19 protein-coding genes are annotated in these 17399 nt (G+C 36.9%); 5 read left to right on the top strand and 14 right to left on the bottom strand.

Features of this window, described 5'->3' with window-relative positions; all coding sequences use genetic code 11:
* Positions 1 to 16 precede the first annotated feature (16 nt).
* The 4 genes from D0T08_RS01465 to D0T08_RS01450 are packed head-to-tail and all read right to left on the bottom strand — an operon-like array spanning position 17 to position 3149.
* A complete protein-coding gene (locus tag D0T08_RS01465) occupies positions 17 to 385 on the bottom strand; it encodes a hypothetical protein (protein ID WP_116980789.1) in 369 nt (122 codons plus the stop codon).
* A 33-nt stretch (positions 386 to 418) separates the two neighbouring features.
* Positions 419 to 634: an AtpZ/AtpI family protein gene (locus D0T08_RS01460; RefSeq protein ID WP_116980788.1), complete on the bottom strand. Its 216-nt coding sequence runs from the start codon at positions 632 to 634 to the stop codon at positions 419 to 421.
* A gap of 23 nt (positions 635 to 657) precedes the next feature.
* Complete coding sequence (locus D0T08_RS01455) at positions 658 to 1785, bottom strand: glycerate kinase (protein WP_116980787.1); 1128 nt, start codon at positions 1783 to 1785, stop codon at positions 658 to 660.
* The gene (locus D0T08_RS01450) at positions 1782 to 3149 is read right to left on the bottom strand and encodes a methylmalonyl-CoA mutase family protein (RefSeq protein ID WP_116980786.1); all 1368 of its coding nucleotides are present in this window, start codon (positions 3147 to 3149) and stop codon (positions 1782 to 1784) included. The genes D0T08_RS01455 and D0T08_RS01450 overlap by 4 nt, the downstream gene beginning before the upstream one ends.
* Positions 3150 to 3357: 208 nt before the next feature.
* On the opposite strand from D0T08_RS01450, the gene dnaA reads away from it, so the two are divergent.
* The gene (gene dnaA, locus D0T08_RS01445) at positions 3358 to 4809 is read left to right on the top strand and encodes a chromosomal replication initiator protein DnaA (protein ID WP_116980785.1); all 1452 of its coding nucleotides are present in this window, start codon (positions 3358 to 3360) and stop codon (positions 4807 to 4809) included.
* A 1-nt stretch (position 4810) separates the two neighbouring features.
* Here the strand turns inward: dnaA and coaE are convergent, their stop codons facing one another.
* The 9 genes from coaE to D0T08_RS01400 form a co-directional block, all read right to left on the bottom strand.
* Positions 4811 to 5404 (bottom strand): dephospho-CoA kinase, encoded by a 594-nt coding sequence (coaE, locus tag D0T08_RS01440; protein ID WP_116980784.1) that lies wholly within the window; start codon positions 5402 to 5404, stop codon positions 4811 to 4813.
* A gap of 48 nt (positions 5405 to 5452) precedes the next feature.
* Positions 5453 to 5899, bottom strand: coding sequence for a hypothetical protein (locus D0T08_RS01435; RefSeq protein WP_116980783.1), 447 nt, complete (start codon positions 5897 to 5899; stop codon positions 5453 to 5455).
* 37 nt (positions 5900 to 5936) lie between these two features.
* Positions 5937 to 6923, bottom strand: a complete 987-nt coding sequence (locus D0T08_RS01430) for a glycosyltransferase family 2 protein (protein WP_116980782.1) — start codon at positions 6921 to 6923, stop codon at positions 5937 to 5939.
* A 108-nt stretch (positions 6924 to 7031) separates the two neighbouring features.
* Positions 7032 to 7376, bottom strand: a complete 345-nt coding sequence (locus D0T08_RS01425; protein ID WP_116980781.1) for a YbaB/EbfC family nucleoid-associated protein — start codon at positions 7374 to 7376, stop codon at positions 7032 to 7034.
* A 101-nt stretch (positions 7377 to 7477) separates the two neighbouring features.
* On the bottom strand, positions 7478 to 9613 hold the full coding sequence (locus D0T08_RS01420) for a gliding motility-associated C-terminal domain-containing protein (RefSeq protein ID WP_116980780.1): 2136 nt from the start codon (positions 9611 to 9613) through the stop codon (positions 7478 to 7480).
* Positions 9614 to 9872: 259 nt separating this feature from the next.
* Positions 9873 to 10580, bottom strand: coding sequence for a DUF3291 domain-containing protein (locus D0T08_RS01415; protein ID WP_116980779.1), 708 nt, complete (start codon positions 10578 to 10580; stop codon positions 9873 to 9875).
* Between the two features lie 14 nt (positions 10581 to 10594).
* Positions 10595 to 11293, bottom strand: coding sequence for a methyltransferase domain-containing protein (locus D0T08_RS01410; RefSeq protein ID WP_116980778.1), 699 nt, complete (start codon positions 11291 to 11293; stop codon positions 10595 to 10597).
* Positions 11290 to 12357: a type III polyketide synthase gene (locus D0T08_RS01405; RefSeq protein WP_116980777.1), complete on the bottom strand. Its 1068-nt coding sequence runs from the start codon at positions 12355 to 12357 to the stop codon at positions 11290 to 11292. The genes D0T08_RS01410 and D0T08_RS01405 overlap by 4 nt, the downstream gene beginning before the upstream one ends.
* 262 nt (positions 12358 to 12619) lie before the next feature.
* Positions 12620 to 12982: a hypothetical protein gene (locus tag D0T08_RS01400; RefSeq protein ID WP_116980776.1), complete on the bottom strand. Its 363-nt coding sequence runs from the start codon at positions 12980 to 12982 to the stop codon at positions 12620 to 12622.
* 176 nt (positions 12983 to 13158) lie between these two features.
* Between D0T08_RS01400 and D0T08_RS01395 the strand changes: the two genes are divergently transcribed.
* The 4 genes from D0T08_RS01395 to D0T08_RS01375 all read left to right on the top strand — a co-directional run bounded on the left by D0T08_RS01395 (position 13159) and on the right by D0T08_RS01375 (position 16305).
* Positions 13159 to 13599 (top strand): GyrI-like domain-containing protein, encoded by a 441-nt coding sequence (locus D0T08_RS01395; protein ID WP_116980775.1) that lies wholly within the window; start codon positions 13159 to 13161, stop codon positions 13597 to 13599.
* Positions 13600 to 13984: 385 nt separating this feature from the next.
* A complete protein-coding gene (locus D0T08_RS01385; protein ID WP_116980773.1) occupies positions 13985 to 14281 on the top strand; it encodes a YciI family protein in 297 nt (98 codons plus the stop codon).
* Positions 14282 to 14353: 72 nt separating this feature from the next.
* Positions 14354 to 14887, top strand: coding sequence for an RNA methyltransferase (locus D0T08_RS01380; protein ID WP_116980772.1), 534 nt, complete (start codon positions 14354 to 14356; stop codon positions 14885 to 14887).
* A 155-nt stretch (positions 14888 to 15042) separates the two neighbouring features.
* The gene (locus D0T08_RS01375) at positions 15043 to 16305 is read left to right on the top strand and encodes a T9SS type A sorting domain-containing protein (protein WP_116980771.1); all 1263 of its coding nucleotides are present in this window, start codon (positions 15043 to 15045) and stop codon (positions 16303 to 16305) included.
* Here the strand turns inward: D0T08_RS01375 and D0T08_RS01370 are convergent.
* Entirely contained in the window at positions 16302 to 17396 is a 1095-nt protein-coding gene (locus D0T08_RS01370) for an acyltransferase (protein ID WP_116980770.1), read from the bottom strand. The two genes, D0T08_RS01375 and D0T08_RS01370, sit on opposite strands and share 4 nt — an antisense overlap.
* Positions 17397 to 17399 lie beyond the last annotated feature (3 nt).

The raw sequence follows: 17399 nt of genomic DNA, 5'->3' as shown, positions 1-17399 counted from the left end.
CGACGTTTCAGGATAATCACTTTTCTGAATTTTGGCGCAAGTTACTATTTAAATTCCAAATCTCAAAGATTGTATAAAATAAATATAATACAAAAAAGTTTGCCACGAACAATTCCTGCTGCTCTAAACCTCTATATAATTCGATGCCAATGAAGATAATACTCAAAATAAGACGTAAAGCCACTGTAGCCAGATAAAACGGGATAAAGTTTTTACGTTTTTCTTTAAAACCTAATTCAATGATGCGGTTAAAGAGGAAAGAATAAGCTACAAAAAAGCTCAGAATAACCCATTTCTGCTGATGTAAGAGATAACCTAGTCCGATAGCGTCAGCTAAAAAAAATACAATTATGAGTACGCCGGTAAGTATAAGAGTTTTTGACATAAAAGACTGTGTAAATGTAAATAAGCCATTATTTTATTGCTTAGGGAGCTGTCTTATTACATTATATAGAGATACCCCGATAGAAGTAAGCGATAAAACAAGTGTCCAGACCGGTGTTTTATGAGCGACTCTTTCATCAAGCCAATAGCCAAACCATGTCCCTAAACCAATGGTCAGAATCATCTGCAAGCCAATCTGGGTAAATTTCAGCCAGGTCTTGGTGTTTTTCATGTCATTGTTCTCTTCCATGCATTTAGTTTTTTTGTGCAAAATTACGATTTAATCGCAGAAGTATGATAAATCATATTCACTAAATAATAGGTGGCATCTCTTACGCCCTCATACGCCGATTTCAAGGCATCCTCTAAAGTCTGTGGTTTATTAAGAATAGAACTTGCATATAGAATACCGATCTCCTGCATTTGTTGAAGGCTGGCATCTAAAGTACCACAAATAGCTGCAACCGCAATTTGTTGTGCTTTACTAGTAATACCCTTAATCAATTTACCTTGTAACGTTTGATTATCAATTTTTCCCTCACCTGTAATAATCAAATCAACGTTAGTTAAGTGTTTATCAAAATCGCAGAATTCCATCAGGAGTTTTACACCTTCTTTTAATTCAGCATTCAGAAAAAAAACACAACCAAAACCCAATCCACCTGCTGCTCCAAACCCCGGACTATTGAATATTTTTTCTGATAAACCTGTAATTCTGGCAAAATCCCGTAAACCTTTATCTAATATTTCTACGACCTTTGCATCAGCCCCTTTTTGTGGACCATAGACATGTGCTGCCCCATTAATTCCATATAAAGGATTAGTAACATCACAAGCAACCTGAATTTTTGGTAATTGAGAAACAGTAGGAGAGGGAATGATTTTCTTGATCAATGATAAGTTACCACCTATGGCCTCTACTTCTTTAGCATCGGCACCAAGAAACTGCCAGCCTAAAGCTTTTGCCATTCCTATCCCTGCATCAGTTGTAGCACTCCCTCCAATACCTAAGATAATTTGCTCTACGCCGAGTTCAATAGCAATCTTAACCAACTCGCCTGTGCCATAAGTACTCGTTAATAAGGGATTTCTTTCTTCAATTTTTAATAAAGGCAGACCCGAAGCCGTAGCCATTTCAATAAAAGCGGTCTTGCCATCGGCTGAAATACCATATTGGGCTTCAATGATTCTGCCTAGTGGGTCATGTACTTGCGCCGTTTTCTTCTGTCCACCCGAATACCACAATAGTAAATCTAAAGTACCTTCTCCACCATCAGCCATAGGAACACTAACAGTCTCAATATCAGTTGAGACCATTTTTATGCCCTCTATCATGGCTTGGCATACCTGAGGAGCATCCAATGAACCTTTAAATTTATCAGGAGCTAAAAGTATTTTCATTCGAAAATTGAAGCGATTCTTCTGTTGGGTAAGAAATGTTTATCAGTTTTGGCTTGAGCAAGAGCTTGCCCGGGATTATCCTTAGGTGATATAAATTTATTCACTCCCACCATAATTCTACCGTTTTGCAAAGCCTCTGCTTTCAGTTGATAAGCTTTTTCTATTTCGGTTTGTATAAATTCTTCTTTAAAGGCTTTCAAAATACCTCCTTTTTGTTCGATGATAAGAAATAATTCCCACGCCTTGGCTGATAAATCGTTCGTAAGGTTTTCTATATAATAAGACCCGGCAGAGATATCAACACTTTTGCCTAAATAACTTTCATCACTTAATAAGATTGAAATGTTTCGGGCCATTCTCTCACTCATTTCACTGTACCCTCTATTAAAGACAGCATCATACCCATGAGTAGTCAACGAGTCACAACCGCCGATTACTGCCGACATCGCTTCTGTTGTGGCTCTTAGCATATTAGTATGCGCATCGAGCGTAGAATCATAAAAATAAGATGTCTGACAGTTAATCTGACAAGCCGTAACAGGACTTTGATAAGCCTCTAAAATCTTGCTCCAAAGAAAACGCAGACTTCTGATTTTGGCAATCTCCATAAAGTAATTAGTTCCGACTGCCAAAGAAAATTCTAGCTTCGTTGCTATGTGTTCAATGTTTATTCCGAGACTTGTTAATTTGTCCAAATATGTGGTAGCAGTGGCTAATGTAAAGGCCAGTTCCTGTACGGCATTTGCGCCAGCATTATGGAATACATCAGACCGAATAGCAATGACACTAAAAGCCGGATAATCAGTACAAAATTCAAGACAGTTTTTTGTACTTTCCCAAGTTGTATCATCCATTTCGGACTCCCCTGTAAAGAAAGCACCTAACGAATCGTAGATAAGTCCTCCTTTAGGCTGATAATGAACATACCTGCGAAGAGCAGTAAGTAAAGCTTTGTTAACAGATGACCGGAAATAAATAGGCGTATTACTTAATTTGATTTTATCTAATAGTTTCGCAAAATCAACCTGATTTATATCAGTATTACCAAAGTCTATGGCCACAGCATCAGCACCACTACTCAATAGCTCAATAACTAAGCTATTAGTCGGTTTTTCCTGCCAAAACTTCACTATTGGCCTATTTTGCCAGTTCAGTGCCTTTCTGGTAGATTGAGCTTGCTGAATTTCTTTGAGTGGGAGAGGAGTTAAATCTTCTTCCGAATAATAAGGGTGTACAGGAATTTCTTCCAGTGTTTTCCAGACTAGGGTATCTTCAAAACTTTTTCCTTTAAGATCTTTAGCTACTTGTGCTTCCCAATTTTTTTTTGTCGATTTCCCAAATTCCTCAAAGAATTTTTTTGCCATAATAGAATTGTATTTTTCGGTGAAAAAATTCAGCTATCAAAGTAATTGTAAAGGTACATTTTGTATTTTTATAAGGCAAATCAAATTTGGTAAAATAATGTTTGGGATTTACTTTGAAAATACATGAAAAATCTCAAAATTCACTTCTTGGTAGATACATAAATTTTAGTATCTTTGCACCCCCCTTTAAGAATCCCAATGTAGCCAAATGACTATTTTAGAAACTCCTAAAGTCCAACGAGATGTTGATGTAGTATGGCAGAATTGCCTCAAGGTTATCCGCGATAGTATCTCGGAACAAAGTTATAAGACTTGGTTCGAACCTATTATTCCGGGTAAACTAGAGGGAAAGAAGTTGACTATTCAGGTCCCGAGCCAATTCTTCTACGAGTGGCTGGAGGAGAATTATGTGCATCTGTTGAGAAAATCTTTGGATTATGCCATTGGTCGCGATGGAATGTTGGAGTATTCTATTATAGTTGATAGTGGGGATCAAAAGAAAAAAGAACCGCCAATTGCCATCAATATGCCTCAGCATAGTTCTCCTGTGGGGCGGGTAGATAATAATAATCATAATAATAACCAGGAACAGGTAAGAAACCCTTTCGAAATGAAAGATTTAGATTCTCTGAATCTGGATTCTTATCTGAACCCGAATTATACTTTTGACAACTTTGTAGAGGGAGATTGTAATCGTCTGGCCAGAGCAGCAGGATTTGCAGTAGCATCTAAACCGGGCGTTACTTCTTTTAATCCCCTGATGATTTATGGAGGAGTTGGGCTTGGCAAAACACATCTGGTACAGGCTATCGGTAATTTCATGAAAAACAGGGCAGCCAATAAGTTTGTATTATATGTTTCTTCTGAAAAGTTTACCAGTCAGTTTATCAATGCTATCAGAAATAACAGCCTGCAGGATTTCATGAATTTCTATATGCAGGTAGATATTCTGATTATTGATGATGTGCAGTTTTTGTCGGGCAAAGAGAAAACACAGGAGACTTTCTTCCATATATTTAATCATCTGCATCAATCTGGTAAACAAATTGTAATGACTTCTGACCGCCCACCACGTGAGTTAGAAGGAGTAGAAGACCGTTTGTTATCTCGTTTCAAATGGGGTTTAACGGCAGACTTGCAAACACCGGACTTTGAAACACGTATTGCCATTATTCAGAAAAAAGTTCATGCTGAGGGTATCTCTATTGCCTATGAAGTAATTGAATATTTAGCTCACAGCATTGATACCAATGTCCGTGAGTTAGAGGGGGTAATGATTTCGCTATTGGCGCAGGCTTCCTTAACCCGTAGAGACATAGATGTTGAATTAGCTAAAAGTACGCTTCGGCATTTAATAAAAGATTCTGAAAAAGAGGTGACTATTGATACCATTATTGAATCAGTAACTGAACATTTCAAAGTACGGATACCTGATCTGAAAGGTAAAAGTCGCCTTCGTGAGATTGTATTGCCACGCCAGATTGCCATGTATCTGGCAAAAGAATTAACCAACTTATCACTAAAATCTATTGGTTATCATTTTGGTGGGCGCGACCACAGCACAGTAATCCACGCCATTCAGACTGTAAATGATTTGATGGATACAGATAAAGACATCAGTGGCGCAGTAAATAAACTATTGAAGGTTTTTAGAAAATAAGTTAAGCCAGCTTGCTTAATTTTTCATGCAATACCAATACCTGCGGTATCAACAGGTGCTCATCATCATTAATTATAGTGTAGTTAGCAATTGAAGCAAACTGCTCTTCGTTTTTTTGTCGGGCTATAATAGCCTTTATTTCTTCTTCGTTTCTTTGCGGGTCTCTTTTTTTAATACGGGCTATTCTTGTATCTACCGGAGCATTCACTACTATCACGGCATCAAAATCATTTCTATCACCTGCGGCATTCATTAAAGCCGCTTCTCTTAAAGTATAGGTAGCATCCTGATGTGATAGGAACCATTGGTCGGTATCGGCAAATACGCGTGGGTGAATGAGAGAGTTGAGCATTTTTAAGAGTTCAGGATTATCAAATACCTGTGCTGCTACCCATTTGCGGTTATATTGTCCTTGCTCGTCATAAGCCTGCCTTCCTAACAATTCCTTGATTTCCTTGCGGAGTTGTAAATCATTATTCGTGAGCCATTTGGCACGTTCATCGGCATAATATACCGGAACACCCAGGAGTTCAAACATTTGACAAACAATGGTCTTGCCAGACCCGATCCCACCTGTAATACCTATTTTAAGCAATGTTGATTTGGTTTTTGTTGGGCAAAGATAGGGGAAAAATTGAAGCGCTCATCTTTTAAATATTCTCCTATAAATTAGAATAAAGTATCGTATTAATAAGGGGTAATTTTTAGAAAGTAACACTTTTATTCCAAAAGGTCCTGAACCCCTCTGATAATAATAGTAGTCAGTTTTTTTATCTGAATAACGTTCAGCGCATATTAATTCAAATGTAGTAAATTGCCTATCCGAGGCTATAACGTAAATGTCAATCCATACAGGTATTTTATTATTTCTACACAAAAGATTCATTACTTCAATATCTGTGAGTCCGTTATGAACAACATTATTATCTTCGGGATAGACAGTCAAATCGGTACCATTATTAACAGAACTATTAAGTAGAACATTATATCTGAAATTAGGTACTAAATTTTTCTTTTTCTGCTCTATTTTAGCTCTATAGCCAGCATAACTGGCACCCAATAATAGAAATAAAAATTCTTCTTTTTCCATACCTTTTATTGTCACAAAATAAATCGTATAAAATCCCTCACAGCTCCCCAAACCGCTTCTTCCCCCTCAAAAAATACTGCAACACAATGCTTCTAGGATAAATGTTTTTCAGATGTTTGGAAGATTTTCTTTCTAATGTAGGAATCATACCATAAAAAGCAAAATGTGCTTTCAATATAGCCCAGATATCTTTGAAAGAACCTGCCAGCAGAAATTTGATACTTGAAACACCATCTAATACTAATCGGGCAAAAATAGTGGTGAATAGCTGATTGGCAGGTAAGTTTTTGTACATCATCGCCAAACCATTCCTATAATTTAGGAAAGTTTTACGAGGATTAGATTTATGAAGTGTTCCCCCACCTACATGATATACAGTAGAAGCAGGAGAGTAGAATATTTGGTAGCCTGCGTTTTTCATGCGCCAGCACAAATCTATTTCTTCCATGTGAGCAAAGAATTTGGTGTCGAATCCACCTAATTGATGGAAAACAGCGGCTCGCACAAACATACAGGCACCTGTTGCCCAGAATATCTCCCGCGTATTATCATATTGTCCGGTGTCTTCCTCGCAAGTATCAAAAATACGACCTCTGCAAAACGGATATCCCAGCCAATCAATAAAACCACCTGCTGCACCGGCATATTCGAAATAGGTGGGTTTGTAATAATCTTTAATTTTAGGCTGACAAGCTGCAATTTTTGGATTAGTATCCATTAACTCAATAATAGGATCAACCCAATTGGGTGTAACCTCAATATCAGAATTCAATAAAACGTAATAGGTAGTCTGTACCTGTTTGAGTGCTTGGTTATAGCCTCCTGTAAAACCACCATTATGAGGCAATTGAATCAGTCGGATATTCGGGTAGTTTTGTTTTAAGAAAGTAACAGAAGTATCAGTAGAGGCATTATCGGCCACGACGACTTCGTGACCAGAAGAGTGTTGAATAACAGATGGCAAGAACCTCTCAAGAAATCCTTGCCCATTATAATTCAGAATAACGATAGCAACTTTTGGCATGAATGGAGAATTGAGTGAATAAGTGAATTAGTGGTTGAGTGATTATTATCTTTAGTCTATAACAAAATTAATTTAATCACTAATTCACTCAATCGCTAAATCACTCAATTATTTATTAAACATCTTGTCAAAGTCCATACCGGGTATATTAGGCATCATACCTTCGGTGCTTTTTTTCAATTCTTCCTTAGCTTTCTCCTCTACTTTTTCGAGCGCTTTGTTGGTAGCAGCCACGATTAAATCCTGTAAAATCTCGCGTTGGTCTTTACTGATTAAATCTTCATCTATTTCAATTTTTATCAATTGTTTTTTGCCATTAACAGTTGCGCGTACCATCCCTGCGCCGGCTTCTCCTGTTTCGGTAATTTTACCTAAATTCTCCTGTGCTTCCTGCATGCGGGTCTGCATCTCTTTCATTTTACCTGCCAACCCGAAAATATCTCCCATGTTCATAATTATAGTTCGATTAAGTGATGTACATTTTCAATGACAAAACTACAAAAAAAGGCAGTCGGTTCAGACTGCCTTAAAAAATATCGTACTAGATACCGTCTTTATTTCAATAAAACTACGGAACCTACCTTCTTAAACTCTTGTCCGGCATGATCGAGTCCAAAAATTTTATAACTATAATTACCAGGCGGTGCAGGAGTTCCATTGTCTTTTCCATCCCAACCTTCATCCATATTTTTTGATTCAAAAATCGGTGCACCCCAGCGATTGTAAATAACCATATTAAATTCAGAGATAAACTTTCCATTTGCCTTAAATACATCATTAAAAGTATCGTCATTGGGAGTGAAAGCCGTTGGAACGTATAAAAGTGCCGGAGTTACAAAAGTATACGGATTGGAATAACTGAAAAATGGAAAAGAAATGGGGTTGCCATTTAAAACTAAATTAGCATCCTGAGTAGCCAGAATCCTGAAAGTAACCCGTCCGTTCATAGCAGGATCATTCAAATACCTGTCAATTGCCATTTGTACATCAAATTCTGTTGCTAAGGTATTGCCCGGAGTGTTTATTACAGTTCCGCTTGCGTCGATAATCTGTATAACATATTCGGTAGCTTGTACATTTTGCAATACATTTGGTGAACCACTTACCGTGAAAGGAGTCCAGTTTAATGTATTAGATTGGGCAGATGTCAAAAATATTGTACAAAAGGCTTCTGATAAATCAGATGTATTCCCACAGTCGTCTTGATAATCTACTTTATAGCAATATTGTTGCTTATCTAACTGTACAGCATAATCAGAATGAGTATTTGTAGTAACAGTTGTGAGTGGCTGGAAATTAGTTGAGTTTCCCTCTGCTTTGTAGATATTGTATTTGTTAATTAATGCATTTGAAAAATTATTCATACTAAGCCTTACAAAATCATCCCCAACCGAAGCAACTCCTACCATCGCACTTGGAAATCTTCCGCCCGTAGCAGGATTAACTTGAAAAGGTGGTGATAATATCTGAACCTTGTCGTTTCCTACACCCCAGCCTCCTTCTATATAGAATTCATATTTCGTACTGCAAATCATCTGATCAAAAATAAAACTTGGCGTGGCCGATACGTTAATATTTACACAATTGCCGTTTATATTGGCGGGTACTTCTTTATAGCATACCTTATAACGGGTAATAACTTCACTAGTAGCAGAGCTGGAATAAGAATTGGACGTCCACTTGACTTCTACCTCTTTAGGTGTAAGTACTTGATAGCTAGATTTGATAGTACATACCGGCGCAGAAGTGATAGGCGTATTACAAACACCTGTTTTTTGTAGACGGAAGCAATAATCATTTGTGCCCGTTAAGCCATTAATTATGATAGAAACAGGAGAGTTAGCAGCGGCGGCTGTGATTATCTTCCCAGTAGAAGTCCAGACACCATTTCCTGTTTTCATTTCAACAGTGTAGTCACTGCCTTCATGTCCATCCTTTACTGTAATTTTATTTTCATTTCCGCCATTTAAGCCTTCTAATATGGTTATTTTAGGTATATTCGAACTAGTTACCGGGATAGTAAAGGGACTTCCGAAACAAGCAGGTATGTTGTCTCGAATATGAAGACCTTGTATTTTAGGATTAACAATAGCACCTGTATAAGTATGTGTTAAAGATATTCCGGTGCTAGGTATCGGATTAGGAATTGTATGTCGTGTGGCAGGGCCGTCACCCCAATCAAGACTAACTGCATTGTATACCTGATTTTCTGGTGTAGGTAAAATTTTGATTGTTACTGTATTGGTTGTACAAATGTCGTAATCTAAGCTAAGTTTAGGAGTTTGTAAGACTTCAACGCTTTTACACTTAATATATGAATTACCCCCCTTTTTTATAAGCATCATAATCCAGTAAGTACCTGGCTTGGTGTAAGTAGTATCAAATGTGGCTAAAACAGGAAACTTAGGAGGGCCAGATGAATCTTTATAGTTAAATAAGAACCAGGTGCTATTAAAAGCCGGTGCGTTACCATCCGGGGTAGTATAATCATATACTACTATTTTACTAGTGGTTGTTGCATAGTTAAGGCATGCCGCCAGATTGGGATTTATCTCAAAATCACCGCCAATAGGAATTGAACCAGATGGATTTCTACATTCTTGCGGCTCGGTTATCTGATCCTGTCCAAAAGCAGTTATAGTGGTGCATAAGATTATGAATCCAAGCAAAGATGATTTAATGCGGGACATAAATTAAATAGTTTCTATTGTATTCACTCAATGTAATGATTCAAAAATCATGCCCGATAAAGAGAGGTCCTGACATTTTACGGGCTTGTGGTGCAGTTTGTCTAACAAATAAGGGTAATTATTGAAGAAAAAGCAAGTTTTTTAACAAAAAAAATATTTATATAGCCTTGAAAATCAATTAGTTATAAATTATTTCTCGGGATAAGTATAGCTTTGGCGTGAAATTTGTACATACTTAAAACGAAAGTTTGGAAAGTTTTCAAGCGGTAGCATTTGTATAGTCTAAAATAGGCTTTTCATTTAAATTTCCCTCTATTCTGATAGGAATAAAACGGGCAAATAGCTCTTCCGAATACCAATCTTCTTTTCGGGTTCTTTTAATTACATCAGCATGCTCTCGTTGTCTATAGGCAAATTGTTTCACATCATCAAGACTTTCCCAGATTGAAAATGTTGCTTGCCTGATAAACGGCATCTCTCCAATACCTATTGAGGTAATAAAACCTTTGGCTTGCTGCAGATTACTGGCAACTTGGGGCACATTGCTCCAAAAGCCTTTCAATTTTGATAAACGAATACTGGCTCTTGTGAGAACCGCAATTTTACCCTGATAATTTTTGTCGGTTACGTGTGTATGAAATGGATTTTTTCCATCCCACTTACCATGTGATTCATAGGCTTGGCAAACGACAGTCCATTGATTTTTGGTAAAAACTTTCCACCACTTTTGCAGGAAAGAATTTTGCTGAAATCTATTAAAATCCTCCTCTTTTTCCCATACTGCTAATAATCCCCACTGAGTCAAGTCAGGTTGAATATCAAAAGAACCATTTTTGCCACACCCAAGTAGTTTCCAGAATGTAATGCCTTGAGTTAACCACAACGGAAGCCGAAATAGCGCCATTGATAAAATGGCGAAAGGAATAGAATACTTAGGGTATCGGACTATAGTAAGAGTAATAATCATAGATAACTAATGGCTTATTTTTCAACAATAATCAACCAGCGGAATGCCCATTTCCATTGGATAGTATAATGCCTGATTCCGGCGTGATGTAAAAGTACTTTCCATTCTTTTCGGCTGAACCCTCTTAAAACTGACAACGGCGCATCATTTTTTACTAAATATGATTTCGAGCAAAGCCAGGTTAAAAACTTAATAGAATAATAAGCCAAAGCATGGCGGTGTAAATCGGCTATAAAGAAACCTTTTTCTGAATTCTGATACATCCATTGAAGCATTTTTATTAATTGCTCATCTTTAAAGTGATGACAGAACAAAGAATTGAAAATATAATGCGGCTTCTGCGTTTGGGTATCAGCCAATTGATAATCACAGATTTGATAGGTAATGGGTATAAGTTTTTGACGCTGGGCAAACCGAACACAATCCTGTTTTAAATCTACCCCCTCCAACCGATAGACCATTTTCTTTTTGTTCAATAAAATACCCGTTTCTCTCAGATTATCGCCACCACCACTGCCAATTTCCATAATTGATAGTGAATTATTGACTGGATTCTTTTTGAGTAAAGCCTTGATACCATCCAATACTACCTTATGCCCGCCTAACCAACGATTGATGAAATCTAATTCATGAAGGTTCTGATATAGGTCTTCGGTAGGAATATCATCATTATCTAATAATTCTGGTGTATAGGAGCGATTGCTGAAATTCATAGGGTAAGCATAACGGTTTCTATAGTAATACCTGGTCCAAAAGCTACTGTAAAAATATTGCCCTTTGTAGAAGGATTCTGCATCATTTGCTTAAGTACAAACAAAATAGTAGCTGACGACATATTGCCATAGTTGCGGAGTACTTCATAAGAGGTGGCCAAGTCTGAACTATCAAGCACCAAAGAGCTTTCTACTGCTTCTAATATATTTTTACCTCCCGGATGAATAGCCCATTCAGCCACATCATTGATTGATATGTTGAGTTGCTTTAAAGCTGAATCTAATAAACCACCAATCTCTTCTTTAATCAGCTTAGGCACATGATTGGTCAGAGTCATTAGAAAGCCATTCCCTGATAATTGCCAGGCCATATCAGGCTGACCTGCTAAGGCTATTTTTGAGAAAAATTGTTGAATGCTTAAGCCTTTTGTTTTTTCATCACCAACTACCAGACAAGCTGCTGAACCATCTGCAAATAGGGTAGAGGAAAGAATAGAGTCAGTATCATTTGACTTCTGAAAATGTAAAGTGCATAATTCGGTACAAACTATCAGGACTTTGGCAGAGGCATCAGCTCTACAAAACGCATCAGCTATTTTAAGTGCATGCAAAGCAGCATAACAACCCATAAAGTTGACAGAAGTACGAATAATATTAGAAGGAAGATTCAATTTTTCAGCCAATAATATATCTAAACCCGGTGCAGAAAGACCTGTGCAGGTAACGGTTATCAAATGTGTAATTTCCTGTAAATTATTATCAGGCATGCAATCTCGTATAGACTTTTCAGATAATGCTACTACTTCTTCGTTGAAAAGTTTCATCCGTTGTTCAAGAGATGGAGCAGTACAGTTATTGCCAAAAAAATGCCAGTTGCCGCGTAACAAAGAAAAATCAGGGAAAACCGAATATCGGGTGTCAATGCCACTACGCTTATAGAGAATAGGAAGAAGTTTTTTGTTTTTTTCATCAGGATTTGTGGCATCAAGCATAAAACGCATGATGTCTTCCTGTTTGTGTGCATAGCGAGGCACGGCAGTTCCGATAGAAACAATTTTCGGCATTATAGTTTGGGCTTTATTTATAGGTTGGCGTGGATTCTTTCAGCATTTGACAAACCTTTGATAGATACGTAGGTAAAAGCATTTGGGTTGCTTTCAAAGAGTTATCTATTGATTAAGCCAATTTGAGTACCTGCTATTACAACTTCGTAATTAATGATTTTGTTTTATATTCTGTATCCATCAGTGGTAATTTTAATAATTTAAAACTTTAGATTGGAAAAAGACTGGAAGAGGTATGTAGATTATTGTGTAATATTCTCTGCTAAGGCATTAACTGTGAACTATCTGAAACCATTGAATAGGTAACTAGTTGCCACTTTTTATTAATTATTGCCATATGTCCAATAAAATTAATGTGCGACCTGCTTCCGTGTAAGACAGCCTTAAAAGAAGCAGTATCTTTAACGCTTGGATTATAAAAGTATTCAATATTAGAACCCCTAAATGAGCCAAAACTTTGTTGCATTTCTTTATTTCTTTCAATGATTAATAGAAGTTCTTTGTCTATATTCGCGTCATCCTTACTTTGTATAATCCCTGTGAGTTCCATAATACCCACACCAACTAGGAAAATACAAATCAATATAATTATTTCTTTTCGATTAAGAGGTTTATACTTATTCATTTAAACAGGCTCTAAGACTTTTCAATAATCATTCTGAAAATGCTAAAGTAAATAGCGCTTAAAGATAATTAAATCAATACATAAAACTTTAGAACTTTTATAGTAATTTCGATTGAAAGCTGAGTGGTTTCGTAGCTAAATTTATAATGATTCTATATGACTAAAATTCATTAACTATGAATATAGAAATAATTAATAATAGTCTTCAATTAGATATTTATGGCTTCGGAGGCATTGCTATCGATAAAGATTTTGTAGGTGCCGCCTTTCAATTGAGTGGTAAAATGTGGGAGGTAGTTAAAGCTAATGAACTAGGAAATAGTGGGATGAATATCTGGGTGTATGAAACTGAAGATGAGGTTTTTGCAGGTGTCGAATTGCATAATCCATCTATTGGACTAAGCTCAGGGCTTGAAGAAAAGAGAATAAGCTTAGAAAAATATGCTTATTATAAACATATTGGTCCTTATCATCTCATTAAGCCAGCAGGGCAGAAAATGACCAGCGAATTAATAGAAAAAGGATTTGAGGTTATACTTCTATACATTGAAATATACGGGCATTGGACAAATGATGAATCTAAATTAGAGACTGAATTGTTGATGAGGCTTAAATAAGAACGAGTGAAATTTAAAAATTAGTAATTAACTCAGAAGTTGTGAATGACTATTTCTTTCTTCTAAAGAACAGGCATTGTAGAGGAGAACACAACAGTGTGATTTTACCAAAAAACAACCCACATACTTTGAAAACTAAAACCAAAGTGGGAAGTTTATGGGACGTCCAGTATTGAATTACAATCTGCATAATAACTATCGAAAAGGTAGCCAATATGGCGGGTACCTTTTTGAATCAGGAGAGCTAAAGCAAATCCGGAAAAGGTTACCTGTACGGTGGGAACCTTTTTACATAGGGCAGCAGGAGCTCCGGATTATTAAAAATAACAACATTTAGTAGCTTGATGATAGTCGCGTCAATTAAAATTGTTAACCAATTATAAAAATGGAGAAAAAATACTTTGCATTGCATTTACTTCCGTCAAGGCCGGACTTTGCTCAAACTATGAGTGAAGAAGAAAGAGCGATTATGATGAAGCATGTAGGATATTGGACCGAATTGATGAACCAGGGAAAAGTAGTAGTTTTTGGCCCTGTAATGGCTCCTGATGCTGTTTATGGTCTTGGAGTCATCTGTGTAGAGGATGAGCAGGAAGTAAAAGATTTTATTGCAAATGACCCAGCGACAACAATTAATCGCTATGAATACTTTCCGATGCGGGCGATAGTTCCGGCAAAATGAAATATATTCTTAGCGAGTAAAAACGTTCAAAACGTCACAATTCTATCATAAATTTGCAGAAAAAAGAGTTTCATGAGAAAATTGCAAATGGAAGAACTGAATCGTCTGTCAGTAGAAGAGTTTCAGGAGGTTGAGAAAAAGAATTTTTGTCTGATATTAGATGATGTCAGAAGTATGAATAATGTTGGCTCGGCTTTTCGTACAGGAGACGCTTTTTTGGTTGAAAAAATCTATCTATGTGGTATAACAGGTACACCCCCGCATCGTGAAATTGAGAAAACCGCTTTAGGCTCCACTGATTCAGTAGCATGGGAGCATAGGACTAATATAGTTGAATTAATTACAGAATTAAAGCAAAATGGCTATACAGTTCTGGCAATAGAACAGGTAGAAAATAGCCTTAGTTTAACAGACTTTAAACCTGAGCCTTCGAGGAAATATGCCTTTGTATTTGGTAATGAAGTATTTGGCGTAAATGATGCTGCCATAGTTGCCGCAGACCATTGTCTGGAGATACCTCAATTTGGTACAAAGCACTCTCTTAATATTGCCGTAACAATAGGAATTATCTGTTGGGATTACGTCTCAAAAGTCATGGCGCGATAATTGCTTTTTGTGTATGCAATTTTTTTACACCTTTTAACGTCTTAGTATAAGAAGAATTTAGTGAATGAGTGAGTAAATGAGTGATTAAAAATGAAGGTTTTAAAAGTAATCACTCATTCACTAAATAAAAAGCAAAACGACCTAAACATTTACCAATGCGTCTGTTAGGGAAAATCTTTATTTTTTTATTGGCTTATCAAACAGTGCTTGCGCAGACTGAATCTATGCCTGCTGAGTCGGTTATCTGTCATTATACAGAAGAGGATAGTTTTACACAGATTCTACCGGATGAGAAATTGGCCTCCAATGCACGGGTTTTAGCTACTTCTACCATTCAGGTCACTTATGTGGATTTTCCAGCCGCAGCCAAGACAGCTTATGAAAAAGCCATGAGCCTGTGGGCGAAATACCTATATTCTTCTCAGCCTATCAAAATTAAAGCTACCTGGACTTCTCTATCAACCGGTGTATTAGCTGTCACAGGAGCAACTCGTATTTACAAGAACTTTCAGAACGCTCCCTATCAGAATGTCTGGTATCCTGCTTCGTTAGCAGAAGCAATCTCTGGAAAAAATCTTAATGACAACGATTTTGAAATTGAGATGAAAATCAATAGTGGCATGAACTGGTACTATGGGGTAGATGGGAAATCTCAATCGGGTAAATACGATTTGATTACGGTTGTAATGCATGAAATAGCCCATGGTTTAGGTTTTTCGTCATCCTTTAAATTAGTGAATAGCAATACGCAGGGGCAATATGGCCAGTCGGGTAGTAATTATATCTACGATATGTTTCTACAAAATACAGGAAAAATAAAGCTGACGAACAGTGGTGTTTTTGGAAATCCCTCAACTGATTTAAAAACTGCTTTAACGGGTAATGCCATATATTTTGGTTTAAGGAATAGTTCATACGCTAATTTTTTACCAAAACTTTATGCGCCGAGTGCTTTCAATGATGGTTCGAGTATTTCACATTTTGATGAATCCTATTATCCGCAAGGAAACCCTAACTCGTTGATGTCGCCTAATGTACGTTCAGCAGAAGTAAATCAGAGTCCCGGTGATTTATTGCTGCGTTGCTTACAAGATATGGGTTGGCAGATTGTAGGTATAGAAGGTAATTTGATTACGGCAAATGAATATACAGTAGAGCCAATATTAAGTGCTATTGTATTCCCGAATCCGGTAACTGATATTGTAAAGGTTGCCTTTCCCTTACGAAATCAGGGACGTGATATAAGCATAGAATTGTTTGATGTTAAAGGCCGAACACTTCAACGTATAGAAAGCCAATCTATTACTTCTGAGACCATTCCCGTTGACTTAAGTCAGTTACCTGATGGTATCTATCTGATGAAAATTGTAGATGGTACACAGGTTATGACCAAAAAACTGGTAAAATCTCCCAATTAATATCCGAATTTCTCTTTCCATTGATTAATGGGCTTCTCAATCAAAAACCACGAAATAGTAGCTACCCCAATAGTTAATGCATATAGAAAAATGAATTTCAGAGGCAAATTACTAGCAATAAAAGGCAGTTTATTTAGCAGTTTTATAGTAGGATGGTTGGGTGAGGAATGGTAGAAATTATAGACAAAATTATGGTAGATATAAACACCATAGCTGATGCGCCCGATATAGATAGCTACTTTGTTTTCTAATACACTTTTCATAATTCCTCCGAAATTATAGGCAGCATTACCTACTAAAAACAACGAAAGCAAAGACTCAAAAACACGCAGAAATACAATTGTTACAATACTTTGTCCCTCAGAGATCCATTTGCTTAGTGCAATTACTCCTGCATAAAGCAATAAACTTAGTACCAGCCATACTTTATTGGTGATAAATTTTTTTACTTTCTCATTTTTATGATAGAAAGCGTACGCCAATAATCCACCCATACCAAAAGCATCCAAACAAGTAGGCATTAGTACATAGGAGGCCATCCAGGCTATACCATTGAGATAAAGAACCAAGCGAAGCAATACCGAAAGGCCTATAAAACCAAACAGTACTTTTACTAAATAGCGGGATGGAATAAAGAAGATCACAAAAGGGAAAAATAGATAGAATTGTTCTTCTACAGCAAGAGACCATAGGTGATCTATCACGCCCAGCCATGATTCATGAATGGCAATATAAATATTGGTTGAGTAGGTCAGGCACCAGACAATTTTGTCGCGTACAGGTGGAACATTAAGAATATAGAGAATAAAAATAGTCAGGTAATAAATAGGAAAAATACGGATAGTACGACGGATATAAAACTGTTTCAATGAGAAGCCATGTGAGCGGTTGAGGGCTTCATCTTTATCTTTGGCATTGAGCAAAATTCGAGTAATCAGGAAACCGCTTAGTACAAAAAACAGACATACACCTAAAAAACCTAAAGGTAATTTCAATTTTTCGTCAGACCAATGGTCGACTAATACCATTGTTACTGCTAAGAACCGTATGCCATCTAATTGTTTTAGGTAGGAGGTGTTTTGTGCCGACATCAG

This window comes from Emticicia sp. C21 (assembly GCF_003418935.1).
In the GTDB taxonomy this organism is placed as follows: domain Bacteria; phylum Bacteroidota; class Bacteroidia; order Cytophagales; family Spirosomataceae; genus Emticicia.
The sequence above is the reverse complement of the archived record's forward strand: the minus strand, read 5'-3'. Positions and strand labels throughout refer to the sequence as shown.